Origin of the sequence: Cyclobacterium roseum, assembly GCF_010119225.1 — a bacterium.
Lineage (GTDB): Bacteria > Bacteroidota > Bacteroidia > Cytophagales > Cyclobacteriaceae > Cyclobacterium > Cyclobacterium roseum.
Map to the genome: position 1 here is coordinate 106,005 of NZ_WNKF01000003.1, position 16,770 is coordinate 122,774.

Here is a 16,770-nt window from a genome sequence, read left to right on the forward strand (position 1 = left end):
TTTTCCTTCGATCCCACTTAAATGATCTTATAGGCCACCTCCGGAAGCTTTTCAAGCGCCTGGATTAAATCATTGGAAGGGTCAATCTTATAACGGGAGGACATCAGGTCGAGCGTTATATTTTCTTTATTGTCAATGATATTGATGTAGAGTTTTGCCTGCCCCTGGTACTTTTTGCTGATCTGTTCGAGTTTTTCCATCAAGTCCAGGCTGAGGTCGTCCAGGTCAATATGCACCCGGACTCCTTTGATCATGCGGCCTCGGATTTCATTTAATAAGGTCATCTGATTGATCTTAAACTCATATTCTCCCGGTTTGTATTTATTAGGGTGTACACTGCCGGAAAGGTATAAAAACCATCCGGTCATGAAATACTGTTTAAATTTCACGTAATCTTCTCCAAAAAGGAAAAAGGTGTGTGCCCCTTGATAATCCTCCAAGCTGAGTGTTCCAAATGGTTTTCCGTTCTTGGTAGTACGGTGAGCAAAGGAAGTGACAGCCCCTGCCAGTTTTATTTCGCCTTTGTTTTTTACCTGAGAGAGATCCGTTAATTCCGGTAAACTGGTATTGGTAAAAGCTTCTATTTCTACCTTGAACTGATCCAGCGGATGGCCGGAAATGTACAACCCCACGACTTCTTTTTCGATATTGAGCTGCTGCAACTGGCTAAAGGGCTCCAGTGGTGGAATGGTGGGTAGTGGAATATCGGTTCCATTTCCTCCGCCAAACAATGATACCTGGGAACTTTCCTCTTCCTGGATTACCTTTTGGGCGTATTTTACCGCTTTTTCCAGTAGGCTGGCTTCTCCATCGGCCGCTTCAAGATACTGCCTGCGATGAAATTCGCTGAAGCAGTCATAGCCACCGGCCATGGCCAGCACTTCCATGGTTTTTTTATTTACCGCCCGAAGGTTGACCCGTTTGGTAAAATCAAATATATTTTTGTACAGCCCCGAGGCTTCTCGTTCTTCGATGATGGCCTGCACTGCTGCGTTTCCGGTTCCTTTGATCGCGGCCATGCCGAAGCGTACCTGCCCTTCCATATTTACCGTAAAGTCACTTTTGGATTCGTTTACATCCGGCCCCAATACCTGTATGCCCATTCGCTTGCACTCTTCCATAAAGAAGGTTACCTGAGTGATATCGTTCATGTTATTACTCAGTACCGAAGCCATGTATTCGGCCGGATAGTGGGCCTTCAGGTAGGCCGTTTGGTAAGCTATCCAGGCATAACAGGTAGAGTGCGACTTGTTAAAGGCATAGGAAGCAAAGGCCTCCCAATCTTTCCATATTTTTTCAAGCTTTTTGGAATCGTGCCCTTTGGAAGCAGCCTGGTCGATGAATTTGGGCTTCATCTTGTCCAGTACATCCTTTTGTTTTTTTCCCATGGCCTTCCGAAGAACATCCGCTTCACCTTTTGTGAAACCCGCCAGTTTTTGGGAGAGTAACATCACCTGCTCCTGATAGACTGTAATTCCGTAGGTTTCTTCCAGGAATTCTTTCATATCCTCCAAGTCATAGGAGATGGCTTCCGTCCCATGTTTCCTTTTTATAAAGCTGGGGATGTATTCCAGTGGGCCCGGACGGTATAAGGCGTTCATGGCAATCAAGTCGGCAAAGACAGTAGGTTTAAGCTCCCTCATGTATTTTTGCATGCCGGCAGATTCGTATTGGAAAATGCCAACGGTCTCCCCTCTTTGAAACAGTTCGTAGGTCTTCTGATCGTCTATGGGGAAATTTTCAGGATCCAGTTGGATGCCATGCCGCTCTTGTATGATCCGAACCGCATCTTTAATGAGGGTTAGGGTTTTTAATCCCAAAAAATCCATCTTCAGCAAGCCGGCATTTTCTACTACCGAGTTGTCAAACTGGGTACAGACCATGTCCGAATCTTTGGCCAATGCGACCGGCACAAAATTCGTGATGTCATCGGGCGTGATGATGACTCCACAGGCATGAATGCCAGTGTTTCGGACGGATCCTTCCAGTACCTTCGCCTGATTTACCGTTTTGGCACTGTCGTCACTGCCCTTGGAGATACGGATCAGTTCCAGGGCTTTGTCCAGATTCTCGTTATTGTTTTTAAGTTTGGCAGAAAGGCGGGGCCGGTCGTTGGCAAGCTCAAAGAGGCTTTTTAATTTGATGTCAGGCACCAATTTGGCAAGCCTGTCTGCCTCCGATAGCGGGAGGTCCAATACCCTTGCCGTATCCCTGATAGCAGATTTGGCAGCCATGGTACCGTAGGTAATGATTTGTGCCACCTGGTTGGCACCGTATTTTTCGATTACGTAATCGATCACCCGCTGACGTCCTTCATCATCAAAGTCAATATCAATATCCGGGAGGGACACCCGGTCCGGATTCAGAAAACGCTCGAAGAGGAGATCATAGGCGATGGGGTCTACATTGGTAATGCCCACACAAAAAGCCACCGCCGATCCAGCCGCCGAGCCCCGACCCGGGCCCACCGAAACACCCATATCCCTGGCGGCTCTGGTAAAGTCCTGAACGATCAAAAAATAACCGGGGTATCCTGTCCGTTCTATGGTTTCCAATTCAAAATCAAGCCGTTCTTTGATTTCATCGGTGAGGGTTTCGTATCGCTTTTTGGCTCCTTCGTAGCTAAGGTGCCTTAGGTAAGCATTTTCACCCCGGTTCCCTCCATCCACCTCATCTTGGGGATCAATAAATTCTTCAGGAATGTCAAATTTAGGCAGCAATACCTCCCGGGCTAATTGGAAAGGTTCTATCTTTTTTACAATCTCATTGGTACAGGCAATGGCTTCCGGAAGGTCAGCAAAGAGTTTTTTCATCTCCTCCGGACTTTTGAGGTAGAATTCTTCATTCGGAAAGCCATAACGGTATTCCCGCCCCCTTTTGCCAACGTATTTTTTGGGTTTTGCGACCAATTCGCCATCTTTTACACAAAGTAAAATATCGTGCGCTTTTGCGTCTGTTTTGGTATTGTAGTAGCTATTATTCGCTGCAAAATAGGGGACCTGGTACTTAGCTGACCATTGCAATAAGACCTCATTGACCTTTTCTTCTTCGGGTATGCCATGGCGGTTTAGCTCGATGTAAAAATCATCGCCAAATTGGTCCAGCCACCAGACAAAAGCCTCCTCTGCCTGGGTTTCTCCTACGTTAAGGATGAGATACGGAATTTCTCCCCACAGTCCCCCGGTGGTAGCAATGATGTCTTCCTTGTATTCGACTAGCAGGTCCCGGTCGATTCGGGGCAAATAATAAAACCCCTCAATATTTGCGTAGGAAGAGAGTTTGGCCAGATTATGATAGCCTTTTTTGTTTTTGGCCAACAGCACCGTTTGGAATCCATCGTCTTTGTTGGTCTTATTTTTCCGATCCCGGCAGAGGTTAAATTCACAACCAATTATGGGTGTGATTCCCTGATTGAAGGCCTCCCTTACAAAGTGAAAAGCACCCATCATGTTGCCATGGTCGGTCATGGCCAGAGCCGGCATGCCGAGTTGTTTGGCCCGCTGTATGACCACGGGTATTTCGGAAGTGGCCTGTAAGATGGAAAACTGGGTGTGGACATGCAAGTGGCTGAAAGGAACGCCTTTCAGGTCCGAAATATCGGCCCCGTCGGCTGCCTTTAAAACTTTTTTGGCTGCAGTTTTTTCATCGTCTTTGGCTGTGGCAAAGTTGGCCTCGTCCAGATCAGGAGCCTCATACAGGACTTGTTCCAGTGAAACACCTTCTGCGGGAGGCAACACCCCTTCCTTAATCAGGCCAAAAAAACATTTGGCAGTAGCGTCCACATCATAAGCGGCATCGTGGGCATCTCCAAAACCCTGCCCAAACAATTTGGTATGCAGTTCCAGAAGCGTAGGCCATTTGTATTTGCCGCCTTTTCCACCAGGTATGGCACAGAAATCGGTGGAAAGGTCCTTGGTATCCAGGCTTTCCTTTTCCAATAAGTTACCGGGCCTTTTGGCCCGCAACATTTCAGCGCCTACTACATTGATATCAAATCCAATGTTGTGGCCCACCAGGTAGCGACACCTTTCAAGGTCCTTTTCAAACGCCTTCAATACCTGACCCAGTTCGTGACCATCTTTTAGGGCTCTTTGGGTAGAAATACCGTGAATTTTTTCGGCATTGTAGGGAATGGTAAAGCCCTCTGGCTTAACTATGAAATTCTGCTGAGAAATTAATTCGCCCTTTTCATTATGTAACTGCCAGGCCAACTGGACCAGACGTGGCCAGTTGGCCAGATCTGAAATAGGGGCATTGTAGTCTCTGGGAAGCCCGGTGGTTTCGGTATCAAATATTAAGTACATCTGGCTTGGATTATTGAATTTCGAAGTGAATACCCGTTTCCGGATTCACATTTAAAAATACATGGAATCCAGTGGATCTTCCAATTTATATCCGAAAATAAATAAAATCATCCGCCCACTTTATTTCAAAGGTTTCAGGGATAGCTACTTTCCATAATTGACTATTTCCCAAACCATGGAGCAGGAAAAAAGGTGAAACGACTCAAAAATTTTCTGGCACCTTTTTCAAATATAAAAAAACTGCCCACTCAATAAGGGTGGGCAGTTCAGGAGTTTGGGAATGCCGTAAAGGTTATTTGCTAATGGAAAATTGATCTACTTGCTCGCCCTCCAAATTGATGGTTTCGGCCCGGAGCTCCTTACCGTCTATGGTGATGTATTGGTATAGATGAGACGCTGGAAACTGCACCTCCGCATAGGGCTCTCGTGGTATGTCCTCATTTTTACCCGTGGTGCCAATGGAGATCCAGTAAATGGTGCCGTCGGCAGGGGAGGCTTGTACTTTGCCATTTTTCATCGGTTTGGAGCGCATGTAGTAGTGAAAGTGGCCCCCCATGACCAGGTCCACATGGTATTTATCAAAGAGAGGGCCCCAGAGTTCTTGAATATCCTCGTAGGGCTCCACGCCGTTATAGGGTGGAAAATGAAACACGGCAATTTTCCAGGTTGCTTCGGATTCCTTTAATTTAGTTTCAATCCAGGCCGTTTGGTCTTCCAGGGGTAAGGTAACGTCAATCATCAGAAAGAGCGTTTTTTGGTAGTCAAAAGCATACGTTCTACCTTCCATCTCAGGGGGACTGTCAGCAGGCAAGCTCAGCATCCGCTCGTACATCCATGCGCCCAGACCATCCTGGCTGTCGTGATTTCCCGGGACTGCCATCAGGGGTTTTCGGGAGACGGTTTCCCCGGCATATTCGAACAGTTCATCCCAATCATTTCGGTAAAGTCCGGTATTTACCAGGTCTCCTGCGATGATATAAAATTCATTTTCGGGATGTTGGGTTTCTGATTTTTGAATCAAATTTCCCCAGATTTCGGAATTGTGCACATCTCCAAACCAAATGAAGGAGAAAGGCTTTTCCTCACTAGCCGCGGTTGAAAAAGACTGCGTCTCCGACCAGCCCCCAGTATCAGTCCCTGCCTGGTAGCCGTACTCCGTTCCCGAATTTAAGGAGCGGAGTTTTGCCGTAAAACGATGGATGTACCGGTCGTTCTGCAGGAGCCTGTCCTCCATCACGTACCGTTCTGCTGAAATTTCGGTGGTGTCCGCAGTTCCTTTTTCCCAATAGCGAACGCTCCCTTCGGTAACCTCTTCAGATGTTCTCCATTGAATGTCCATCGAAGTGGTGGGGTCCCCGCTCCAGGTCAACAATAAATGGTCTGGTTTTTCACTGCTTGGAAACTCCGTGGTTCGAAATGCATTTACAAGATGTGCTTCCCTGGCCCTTCCCCGGATGGTGGTTAGCAGCTGCTGTCCCTGCAGGGACTCCGGAACGTTTGTGATGGTCAATCCATCCCAGTCATGGTAAGTAAAAGCACCTGGTTTCAATATTTCAATGTGTTGCTCTTCCGGAAATACCGGAGTGATGGTCAAGCTGTCATTTGGATTTTGGGGGGCAAGGGCTAAAAAGTAAACGGGTCGGTGTTTCCCAAAGCCATTGATGCCCAGTCGAACGTCACCTGCCTCAAAATCTTTCTGCCACACCTCGTAGGTGTAAATTTCATTTTCTACTTCCATTCCCGTTGGTTCAAATCCTGATGTTTCAAGCCAGAAGGGGATTTTATCCTGGGCTTTGTCCCGCATCAGGGATACGGTAGCAGGCACATTGATCTGAATTTTCCAATACTGGGTGGCGAGTGACGCTTTTTCTTCTTCGCTTAGGTAGTGTTCTACAAATTCATGGGAAACCGTATCCAGGGTTTCGCTATCCCATTCTTCATACATTCTGGTCACGACCCTGTCCATGGTTTCAGAAACGGAAAGCAATTCTATGTCAGTACTTTGATGGGGACCACAGGAAAAGCCAAGGATCCAAATCCATAGAACTAACAAATTCGATTTTTTCATAAAGACATTGATTTTAAAATGTTTTCCAATAAAGAAATAGCATATCACTAGACAATAATACATGATCAATTGAAATCAGGCTATTTAAGGAATTGTTAAATGTCTTCACATTTTTTTCATAACAAAAAAGAAATGAAGGAGATAGTCTTTTTTTTGACCCGGATGGTATATACGGTGGAGGGCAAACATATGAAAAAGAAAGAAACGGCCGCTTTGCTTCAACGGCTTGTACAAAATAAGATTTCCCGGGAAGAGTTTGAGGAGTTGCTTAGTGGAATGGAAGATCAGGAAACAGTTGGCTATCTGGAAGAAAGCATGAAGGCCTATTTCGATAAGATAATGGATGATTATGAAGCGGAAAACAGAACGAACATAGAAAAAAAAATTCCAATGACGAAAGTAATAAATAGTTCAAATTAATTAAAAACCATTAATAGAGATAGGAGGTCCCAATAGAGACAAGGTTTGGAAAGGAATATTCCGATAGAATTGAATGAAAACTAAATTAAAACTGCAAATCAATTTAATGAGTTATGAAAAAACGCCGTACTAAAAAAATGTTAAAGTGGATGGTACCACTTTTATCGGTTGGGCTGGTTTCCACCGGCAGCCTGCTGGCGGAGGCAACTAGCTTTCCGATTACCAGTGCAGGTAATCCGATACATGCTACCAGCACGATGGATGATGCCATTGCTGTTACGATTCGAGGGACCGTTACCTCTCAGGAGGACAATGCCGGTCTTCCAGGAGTGACTGTTTTGGAAAAAGGAACGAATAACGGAACCGTTACCGACATTGACGGTGCCTATACCATTGATGTGGCCGGTCCGAATTCCGTTTTGGTATTCTCCTATGTAGGTTTTGAGAATCAGGAAGTAACCGTAGGGAACCGCACTAATGTAGATGTGATCCTGCAGGAATCCATGGCAGCCATGAATGAAGTGGTGGTAACCGCTCTGGGTATCGAGCGAGACCAACGATCCCTCGGCTACGATGTATCGACAGTAAATGCGGAGGATGTCACGCAGGTGTCTCAGGAAAACGTATTGAGCTCCCTGGCAGGTAGAATGCCTGGAGTTACCATTAACCAAACCAGTGGGCCAGGCTCTTCCATGAGCATGGTGATCCGGGGGGCAACCTCTCTGACTACCGATAATCAGCCCCTATTTGTGGTGGATGGAGTGCCCATGTCCAATTCCCTGAATAACATTTCTCAAAATGGAGATGGTAACCAGGTGGATTATGGTAACGCCATTTCGGATATTAATCCGGATGACATTGCCAATATCAGTGTATTGAAAGGCCCAAGTGCAGCAGCCCTGTACGGAACCAGGGCCGGTAACGGGGTCGTGTTGATCACCACAAAGTCTGGCAGTAAGCGAAAAGACATGGGGGTATCCTTTTCGACCAGTAATGTATTCGAAAGACCTACCCGTCTGCTGGATTTCCATTACCGCTATGCCAATGGTAATCGAGAAGGCGTATTCAATGCAGGATCAGCCTATTGGGGAGGTCCTGAACTGGATGCCGGAAATACCGCCATTCAGTGGAACAGCCCGGTAGATGAAAACGGCAACCGCATTCCTACGGAGCTGCGATCGTATCCCAACGCCATGAAAGATTTCATGCAAACGGGCGTAACCTCAACCAATAATTTGGCGGTGAGTGGTGGAAATGATGATGCTACTTACCGGGTATCTTATTCCAATATGTTGCACAAGGGCATGATCCCGAATTCCGATTTATTCCGAAACAACATTTCCACTTCAGTTACCTATAACATACTGGAGAAGTTGACCTTCAGTACGAATTTCAATTACAGTAATAGCATGTCCAATGACCGTCCCAGTACAGGTGATCGACGAGCGAATCCTCTGGAAGCTATTTACTCCTCTTCCTACATTAATTTTGAGGAAATGAGGGATTTCTGGGAGGAAGGACAGGAAGGCGTTCAACAGGTTCGAACTCCCAGAGGAGATAATCCTTATTTCATTGCCTACGGTATCCAAAACGCCTTTAGAAGAGATCGGATATTTGGGAATGCTTCCCTGGATTACCAATTCAATGATAACTTTAATATCACTGCCCGGTATTCACTGGACAGGTCTAACGAGAACAGGGAAACCAAAATACCATTCAGCTATAGCCGTATGGCCAGAGGTGGCTATTACAACACCGACCTGCTGACCCAGGAATCCAATGCGGACATTTTGGCCAGCTACAAAAAGGATTTTGGGGAACTGGATTTCAATGCCTCAGCCGGGGGTAATATCATGACCCGATTTGGATCTAACAATAGCGTTGGTGTAGGCGGAAACCGGAACAACGGACTGGTGGTACCAGGTATTTACAATGTGCAAAACATCCCTGCTGATAACCGTTCGGTGGGCAGTGGTTATTCCAAGCGAGCCATCTACAGTGTGTATGGTTTGGCTTCCTTTGGATTTGCCGATCAGTTGTATTTGGACCTGACAGCGAGAAATGACTGGTCCTCAACTTTACCAGCAGCAAACCGTTCGTATTTTTATCCTTCTGCGTCTTTGAGCTGGTTGGCGAATTATACCTTTAATTTGCCTGAGAACATAGACATGCTTAAAGGTAGGGTTGGTTGGGCACAGGTTGGTAACGATACCGACCCGTATCGACTAGTACAAAATCTGAGTACAGGATTATACAACAATATCAATACCGCTGCGATGCCCTCGGGATTGTTAAACCCGGACCTTAAGCCGGAAGAAGCCACTTCTATTGAAGCAGGGATTGATTTGAACATGTTTCAAAACAGATTGCGTTTTACTGGTACCTATTACACAGTAGATAACCGAAACCAGATTTTTGCCGTAAACCTTCCCCGTTCTTCTGGATTCAGCAGTAGATTGATCAATGCCGGCTTGATCCAAAGCCGGGGTTTGGAATTTACCCTTGGGGGCACACCATTGAGCAGGAATGGCTGGAACTGGGATATCAACCTGAACTGGAGCAGAAACCGAACCAAAGTGGTGGAACTGAGCGATAACCTGGACCGAATCACCCTTTGGGGTGAAAATGATGCAGGAGCGATTACCTTCCTTGGAGAGAACATCGGAGATATGTACAGCTCGGGTTTTGCTCAAGTAGAGGATCCTAATTCTCCTTACTATCAATGGCCCATTCTGACCAGTACGGGATCCTGGCAAGCCTTCCGTCGCGTTGATGAGGAGCTTCGCAAAGTAGGGAATTTCAACCCTGACTTTATTCTTGGAGGGCAAACCAGTCTGAGCTACAAGCGATTCGTTTTGAATGCCAGTTTGGATTGGAGAAGCGGAGGAGAGTTCATCTCTTTCACCTATCGTTACGGTGAGTCTGACTGGAAATCCCAGCGACAGTTGGATAACCTGATCCCAGGTGGCCTGTATTCCGATGCCGAGTTGGTGGAGCTATTGAAATCAGATCCTGATAAGTATATCATTCCACGACCAGGAAATTTCCCAAGAGTCGGTGGACATACTGCTGAAACTGGTGGTTTTCCACTGGATGAAAATGGGAACGATGGTGCCTTTATACCCGGCGTGATTCAAACAGCCGGAGCGGACACACCCGATGACTACAGCGATGACGAATACGAGGAGCACCTGGGTGGTCCGGAAACCAACATTTACCCCATCACTAACACCTATGCCTGGAGGTTTAACGAGCAGGTTACTTTTGATGCCTCTTTTATCAAGTTAAGAGAGCTGTCTCTGGGTTACCGAATTCCTGATTTCGGAGCTTTCCGTAACGTTACTTTTGCCGTCTACACGCGAAACATCATGTTGTGGACCAAGGCGGACATCGGTGTTGATCCTGAAAGAGCCTTCTGGGCTGGAGGTGGTAGTCAGGGAGACACGTCCTCTCAGTTCCGACAAGGGATTGAAAGGCAGAATGTAATGCCCTGGAGTGTGCCGGTAGGGTTCAAACTTAATTTTAATTTGTAAATTTCTTTAATATACAAATCATGAAGCATTTATTTGATTTTCGAAAAATAGCTTTATTCGTATTCGGGTTGGTCCTATTCTCCGGTTGTGACGAGAAACTGGATGAGATGAACATCAATCCCTACGGAATAGAGCCTTCCAATGCCAATCCGAATTTGCTGATGCCGACCGTTTTGTCTTCGGCAGCTCAGAGCTACGTAAACCTGGGGTATAACGACCTGGCCGGTGCCGTACAACATACCCAGAAAAACGGTTGGTACTCCGGACATAATTTCTACGATTGGACCAACAGAAACTGGACCGGTTGGTATGATATACTACGTACCAATGAGTTGTTGATTCGCCGGGGAGAGGAACTGGACAATGAGTTCTTTCAGGGGATTGGTTTGACCATGAAGTCTTTCGCGTTTGGTAATATTGCAGACCTTTGGGGAGACGCTCCCTATACCAATGCACTGAAAGGTGATCAGGGAGGAGAAGAACTGCAATACCCTGCATTTGATAGTCAGGAAGTCATTTATGACGGCATCATTGCTGACCTGCAAGAGGCGGTACAGGTCTTGGGATCTGCTTCCGGTGAAGGGGTTACCAGTGGAAATGACCTGTATTACAATGGCGATACTCAAAGTTGGCAGCGATTTGCCAATTCACTCTTGCTGAGATATTACATGCGCTTATCAGAGAAGAAGCCCGATGTGGCCAGGGCAGGTGTAGAAGCCATTTATAGCAGTGGAATCTATATTCAGGATCCTTCCCAAGATGCTACCCTGGATTACACCGGAGGAGCGAACGACCAGTGGCTTTCGAGGCACGTTCGTTTAGACCCCGATGATTTTCAGCGGTACCAGGCTTGCCAGACTTTTATCGACCAGTTGACGGGCACCAATGACCCCCGTTTAACGGTCTGGTTCGATTCTGTAAGAGTGCAGTGGGTAGCTGATGAATCCCTTGCCACGGCCACAGAAGATTTTATCCGGGCAAATGGAGAGCCTTTGAGCGTGGAAACGTATCCCTATGATGATTTTGTAGAATTGTATGCCGATGTGAAATTTACCAGAAGGTACAATCCGAATATGGCAGATTATAACGATGCGCTGTATGTTGGACTGCCTCCTGCGATTACTGTACCGGAGTCCTATAATGGCAACCCATCTCCCGGTCAGGGAACGCAAAACCAGCATGTATCACAACTGGCTCACATATACAGCACAGAAGGAGCCCCTGGTGACATTCTTAAAGCCAGGATCATTTCCGCAGCGGAAGTGAGTTTTATCTTTGCCGAAGCTGCGCTGAAGGGCTGGAATGTTGGCGATGCCGAAACTCATTACAATATGGCCATAGAGCAATCGCTGGAAACATGGAACAGTGCTGATGAGTACAATTCCTTCATCAGTCAGCCAGAAATCAGTTTTAACAATTCACTCGAGCAAATACTGGAGCAAAAATGGGTGGCCAGCTGGACTGCTGCTGCTGAATCCTACGCTGATTACAGAAGAACAGGTCTTCCTGATCTGGAAGCCGGTCCATTGTCTCCGCAGCCAGAGGTTGCCCTCAGGTTTCAATACGGGAGCGATGAGTATAACAACAATTCGGCTAGTATACAAGCCGCATTGGATGGACTGGAAGTCACTCCCTTTTCCGGAAACTTTGGAGCAGATAGCCAGTGGTCCAAGCCATGGTTGTATCAGGGCACCAACGTCCCTTTCTAATATTTTTGGTTGATACCCATACGCAATGCAAAGTTCTCCTCTACTCCGGTAGGGGGGAACTTTTTTTGTTACTCCTATCTTAGTAAGTCCGAAAAGGATGCTTACTCAATTGTGTAGGTTCTCAATTAGAAGGGTATAGTGAGTACTAGATCCAGCGGGTTCTCCTCTGCCGATCTGGGAGCGATCGTATGACCCAATCTCCAGAAGCGTTATTTTTACAACGCATGCAATTCAGGTTCAACCCCATCCAGGGTTGGAGGTATTTGGTGGTCAACGAGCCGTGGGTGGGCTGTACCCACGGTTATTGTTGTTCAGGCCTGACTTTTAAGAACAGAATCATCGGCAGCCTAAATTGGCATTTATAAAAATTTTTTCCTTAAGTCCAATCACATTATAGTGAGGTCCCATATCACTTCCCAAGAAACAAGCTCTTGTTCCACTCCAAAGCCTCTAGGGCTTTAACAATAATAACGCCGGGCGAAACCCGGGGCCGACAAGCGTGGTTCATCCTGCAACATAGAAGGGGTTGAACATGATCCTGCGTACAAAGGAGAGCTGCTCAATCTTGTTTGGAAACCTCATTGCAAATTTGATATCAGGCTAAATTGCGCATACATTTTTTCCAAAAAACCCCGAAATCGAGTGCGAAACCGTTTAATCGAACGAAATTGTCCTATTAAAATCGAACTCAGTTCAGCTAGTTACCAATCAAAGCGTTTATTCATCCCCGGCATTTCACCGTGAATGCTGATCGCAATCAGGCTTAGAACGGCCAGCAACAACAGGATTCCCAAAACCATATAGCCCCATTTTTTCGGATGTGCTTTTTTTACCCTGATTTGGGGCTGAAATTTGTGGATCAAGAATATAATTACTATAAAGTTAATAATGTATAGGAATTGCTCAATTCGGTAGAAACTTAAAAAGGAGCCGGTAATCAAAATGGTAAATACGATATATACGGCAAAATAGGTAATGAAAACACCCATAACCTCTTTATAGCTCATTCCTTGGCCGACGGTTCCCTTTTTGTTGGAAAAAAGGCTGATCCAGGTAATAGCAGGAATCAGGAAGGCCATGAGTGCCACCCATTGGACCATTCGAACCCAAAGTGCGGGGTCGTCAATAAGCCTGCCAAGGGTGGTTTCCAGATCCTTCATGACGAATGATTGCTGCCAAACGATGAAGGGTATAAGTAAGATAAAACCGATCATGGGAAGGGTAAGGTTGCGATATGAATACCGATAATTCTCCTCCTCCTTTGGCCAGGAACTGGTAAAGGCACCGTAGGCCATGCCCAATCCGCCAAAAAATCCAAGCGAATATTCCATCACGTTCCACATATTGAACGACACTTCGGCGACATTTCCCAGGACTTGAAGGAAATTACCGAATGCAAAGCCAAACCCGCCTCCTAATCCGGCAAATACCGCTACCCTCATGGCACTGTACTGTTTTTTGCGGGCCAGGTAGTACATCATGGCAATGCCAATACCGGCACAGACACCCCAGGCTTCCGATCTGGGTGGGGTCATGGCAATGCCCAATTGTTCAATAATGAAGTAATAGAAAATGACACCTCCTACGGTCATTTCGGTAATGACCTGGTGCCATTTCACCTTTTTTTCCGGGTGATCTGCCAACACCAAGCCAAAAAGCCCCCCACCGATCAGCCCATAAAGCCCTCCAATGATGAAAAGCATGGCCAGTCCATAATAGACATTGACAAAATCTACCCCTCTTCCATAACCTACCACGGCACCGTAGCTCATCATACCTCCCAATCCCCAGCCTACAGCCCCTGCAAAAGCGGCTTTCATTGCCTTATTGTACCAGGACTTCTTTTTGGACAATAAAATAATACAGAGGCTACCAATACCTCCTGCCCAGGCAGCTCCCTGTTCGTGGCCAAATTGTCCTCTAATGGCCCAGGCAGTACCCAAGGCCATGCCAGCCAGCAGCAGGGAAATGACTGTGTTTTTTGTTGCATTTTTCATGTTGTGCGCTATGGTTGAATGCGAAGAGAGTTATATATTCCAAATATACCCATCCCCAGGTCCGGGAATAGGATAGATTCTTTTGAAGGTAATACCCTAAGCTGCTGATTTGTACTATTGAACTGATTGCTTTTTGTCTTTTAAAGTGACCGCCTGGCAGCCCTCAGGTAGGGTAGGCGGTATGGGATTATTTACCAGCCAGGTACCGCTTTCGGTATTCAATGGGATTACACCCTTTTACCTGTTTGAATTGTCTGGCAATGTTTTTACTATCATTCAACCCTAAATCGAGGGCAATTTCAAACACGGTTTGGTCTGTCTCCAATAGTTTTTGGGTGAACTTTTCAATACGCAGGTTGAATATGTATTTGTAAATGGGGTAACCGGTAATTTGGTGAAATCGCTTTTCAAGGGTTCTTCTGGACAGGGGAACCTGCCGGACTACCTCGTCTACTTGAAGGTTTTTCTCGATGTTTTTATGGATGTATTTTAGTGTGGAGGCAATGTAATCGTCATTAGTGGCATAAATATCCGTGGATTGCCGGGTGATTATTTGAGTAGGTTTCACGTGAATGTCGTAATACTGCTCAGTTCCGTTTTGGATCATATGTTCCATCAACCTGGCCGTATCGTAGCCTCCTTTTTCTATATCCAGACCGATGCTGGAAAGGGGAGGATCGGACAGATCGCAGAGCATTTCATCGTTATCTACTCCCAATACCGCTACCTCCTCCGGAATTCTGATTTTATTTTGTTTGCAGGCCTCTGTGATGTGCAGTCCCTGGTTATCATCACAGGTCATCAGGGCAATTGGTTTGGGCAGAGAGATCAGCCATTTGCTCAGGGAGTTACTTTTATAATACCAAAGGTCGGTGGAACGCGATTTTCGGTGTTCAAAGTAATTGACTTTATACCCGACCGAATTGATTTTTTTCTCGAACCCTTCGGCTCGCTCCCGGGACCAAACAATATCATTGAAACCGTAAAAGGCGAAGTTTTTAAATCCTTTTTTCAGGAAATATTCAGCACCCATTTCGCCAGCCTCGTGGTAGGCACCGGTGATATTGGGAAGCTCGCTGAAGCGTTCTTTAAAATCCTGCGCAATGACGGGTATTTTGGAATCAATGATCAATTTAAGATCCATTTCGTTGTAAAGCTGTCCGATGATTCCATGGGCACCCCAGTCTTTGGCCCAGTCCAGTATCCCTTTAATACCGATGGTTTCCCGGTAGTATAGTGGCATCCGGCAATAGGTCCAGGGGCCATGTTCCGCGGAATATTTGGAGATCCCTTTTAGTAGACTTTTACTGTATTCCTCCGCAAAGTCCAGCAACAGAATAATCTTGTACATGCCTTACTTGAAGATGTCCTTGATATTTTTGGTAGCATTACTCACCAGGGGTTTCGCCCAAATGCCAATACTCAAGATGTAGCCTAACGTAATGAAAAGGAATAACATGGCCAACTTGAGGCCAACCAATTCGGCAAGCCCGCCAACAATCAGGGGCACCACCGCTCCTCCGGCTATCCCGGTGCAAAGTATTCCGGAAAAGGTACCGTGATGGTGAGGGACAGAATTCAGCGCAAGGGAGAATATGACCGACCACATCACCGAAGCAAAAAAACCAGTCATGGGAAAAGCTACCAGTGCCCATGAAACCGGACCGAATAAAGCAATCAGTAGTGCTAAAATGGCCCCAGAGGTAAAGAGGATCAAGACGGTACGACTATCCATAAACTTCAAAAGCAATAAGCCCAGCAAACAACCGATGGTAAGCAAACCCCAAAAATAGGAAATGACCGAAGCCCCGGTAGTGGCCGGGTCCACCCCGTGATAGGTTTGCAGAAACTTGGATATCCAATTGGCAATACCTTGTTCCGTACCTACGTAGGAGAAGATTCCCAGGAAATACAAAATCACGTATTTATTAGCTAATAATTCCTTAAAGGCCACCCCAATATCAATTTTTTCGTCTTCCTTTAGTTCTACCTTTGGGAACTTAGCAAAGTAGACCACGATGACCATCAGAAAAGCGATCCCTGCAAATACCCAGTAAAGAGACACCCATTTGAGATTTTCAGGCACCATTCCATCCAAAAAGGAAAATAAGAAGCCGAGATCGCCCGTATGGATATTGGTGACCAGATAGCTGTAAAGCATGGGACTCAGAAAGGAGGCTGCACCGAAGGCCAATTGCCCTAATACCGAATTAAAGGCAAAATGGGCTTCTCCTCCAGCAGTCCGAAGCAATGGGTTAATTACGACCTGTAGAATAGCCATTCCAATACCTATAATGAACAGTGAGGTAAGGGCAATTCCAAAGCTGGGAATCAGGGCAAACACAAGGGCTCCCACAAAAGCAAGAGAAAAGGCCGCGACCAGCATTTTCTTTTCTTTATACTTTTCCACCAGGATACCCGAGGGTATGGACATAACCGCATAGGCTACAAAAAAAGAAAAAGGTAAAAATCCGGCCAATCCGATACTAAGGGTAAAACTGTCAATGATATCCGGGATGATTGGACCTAGGATATTGGTAAGAAAAGAAATGACAAAAAAGATTAACAGAATAAGGGCAACGATAAGGTTATTTTTTTTCATATCATTTGTTTTTCAGGTGATGAAGATAGCCATTACTAACGGAAATCATAGGTTTAATCGACGAAGAAATCATGGCAGGACAGGGAATCGGGTGGTCGTGAGTAGGTCTTCGGAATATTCCAAGGGTGATGAAGTTA

Annotated in this window: 8 protein-coding genes; 3 read left to right on the forward strand and 5 right to left on the reverse strand. The window is 46.0% G+C overall.

Annotated elements, in window-relative coordinates; translation table 11 throughout:
- Positions 1 to 17: 17 nt before the first annotated feature.
- A complete protein-coding gene (dnaE, locus tag GJQ68_RS05460) occupies positions 18 to 4,304 on the reverse strand; it encodes a DNA polymerase III subunit alpha (protein ID WP_162416304.1) in 4,287 nt (1,428 codons plus the stop codon).
- Positions 4,305 to 4,596: 292 nt separating this feature from the next.
- Positions 4,597 to 6,372 (reverse strand): purple acid phosphatase family protein, encoded by a 1,776-nt coding sequence (locus tag GJQ68_RS05465; RefSeq protein ID WP_162416305.1) that lies wholly within the window; start codon positions 6,370 to 6,372, stop codon positions 4,597 to 4,599.
- 132 nt (positions 6,373 to 6,504) lie between these two features.
- Between GJQ68_RS05465 and GJQ68_RS05470 the strand changes: the two genes are divergently transcribed.
- From GJQ68_RS05470 to GJQ68_RS05480, 3 genes are all read left to right on the forward strand, one after another.
- Positions 6,505 to 6,792, forward strand: coding sequence for a hypothetical protein (locus GJQ68_RS05470; RefSeq protein ID WP_162416306.1), 288 nt, complete (start codon positions 6,505 to 6,507; stop codon positions 6,790 to 6,792).
- Positions 6,793 to 6,941: 149 nt separating this feature from the next.
- Positions 6,942 to 10,325, forward strand: a complete 3,384-nt coding sequence (locus GJQ68_RS05475; RefSeq protein ID WP_235941116.1) for a SusC/RagA family TonB-linked outer membrane protein — start codon at positions 6,942 to 6,944, stop codon at positions 10,323 to 10,325.
- A gap of 20 nt (positions 10,326 to 10,345) precedes the next feature.
- On the forward strand, positions 10,346 to 12,034 hold the full coding sequence (locus GJQ68_RS05480) for a SusD/RagB family nutrient-binding outer membrane lipoprotein (protein ID WP_162416308.1): 1,689 nt from the start codon (positions 10,346 to 10,348) through the stop codon (positions 12,032 to 12,034).
- 701 nt (positions 12,035 to 12,735) lie between these two features.
- Here the strand turns inward: GJQ68_RS05480 and GJQ68_RS05485 are convergent.
- From GJQ68_RS05485 to GJQ68_RS05495, 3 genes are all read right to left on the reverse strand, one after another.
- A complete protein-coding gene (locus GJQ68_RS05485; protein ID WP_162416309.1) occupies positions 12,736 to 14,031 on the reverse strand; it encodes a photosystem II biosynthesis protein in 1,296 nt (431 codons plus the stop codon).
- A 187-nt stretch (positions 14,032 to 14,218) separates the two neighbouring features.
- A complete protein-coding gene (locus GJQ68_RS05490; protein WP_162416310.1) occupies positions 14,219 to 15,382 on the reverse strand; it encodes a DNA-binding transcriptional regulator in 1,164 nt (387 codons plus the stop codon).
- 3 nt (positions 15,383 to 15,385) lie between these two features.
- A complete protein-coding gene (locus GJQ68_RS05495) occupies positions 15,386 to 16,633 on the reverse strand; it encodes an MFS transporter (protein ID WP_162416311.1) in 1,248 nt (415 codons plus the stop codon).
- Positions 16,634 to 16,770 lie beyond the last annotated feature (137 nt).

Coding starts and splice junctions, on each gene's coding strand:
- GJQ68_RS05490 (WP_162416310.1), bottom strand. CDS start 15,382: ATGTACAAGATTATTCTGTTGCTGGACTTTGCGGAGGAATACAGTAAA.
- GJQ68_RS05485 (WP_162416309.1), bottom strand. CDS start 14,031: ATGAAAAATGCAACAAAAAACACAGTCATTTCCCTGCTGCTGGCTGGC.
- GJQ68_RS05470 (WP_162416306.1), top strand. CDS start 6,505: ATGAAGGAGATAGTCTTTTTTTTGACCCGGATGGTATATACGGTGGAG.
- GJQ68_RS05480 (WP_162416308.1), top strand. CDS start 10,346: ATGAAGCATTTATTTGATTTTCGAAAAATAGCTTTATTCGTATTCGGG.
- dnaE (WP_162416304.1), bottom strand. CDS start 4,304: ATGTACTTAATATTTGATACCGAAACCACCGGGCTTCCCAGAGACTAC.
- GJQ68_RS05475 (WP_235941116.1), top strand. CDS start 6,942: ATGGTACCACTTTTATCGGTTGGGCTGGTTTCCACCGGCAGCCTGCTG.
- GJQ68_RS05465 (WP_162416305.1), bottom strand. CDS start 6,372: ATGAAAAAATCGAATTTGTTAGTTCTATGGATTTGGATCCTTGGCTTT.
- GJQ68_RS05495 (WP_162416311.1), bottom strand. CDS start 16,633: ATGAAAAAAAATAACCTTATCGTTGCCCTTATTCTGTTAATCTTTTTT.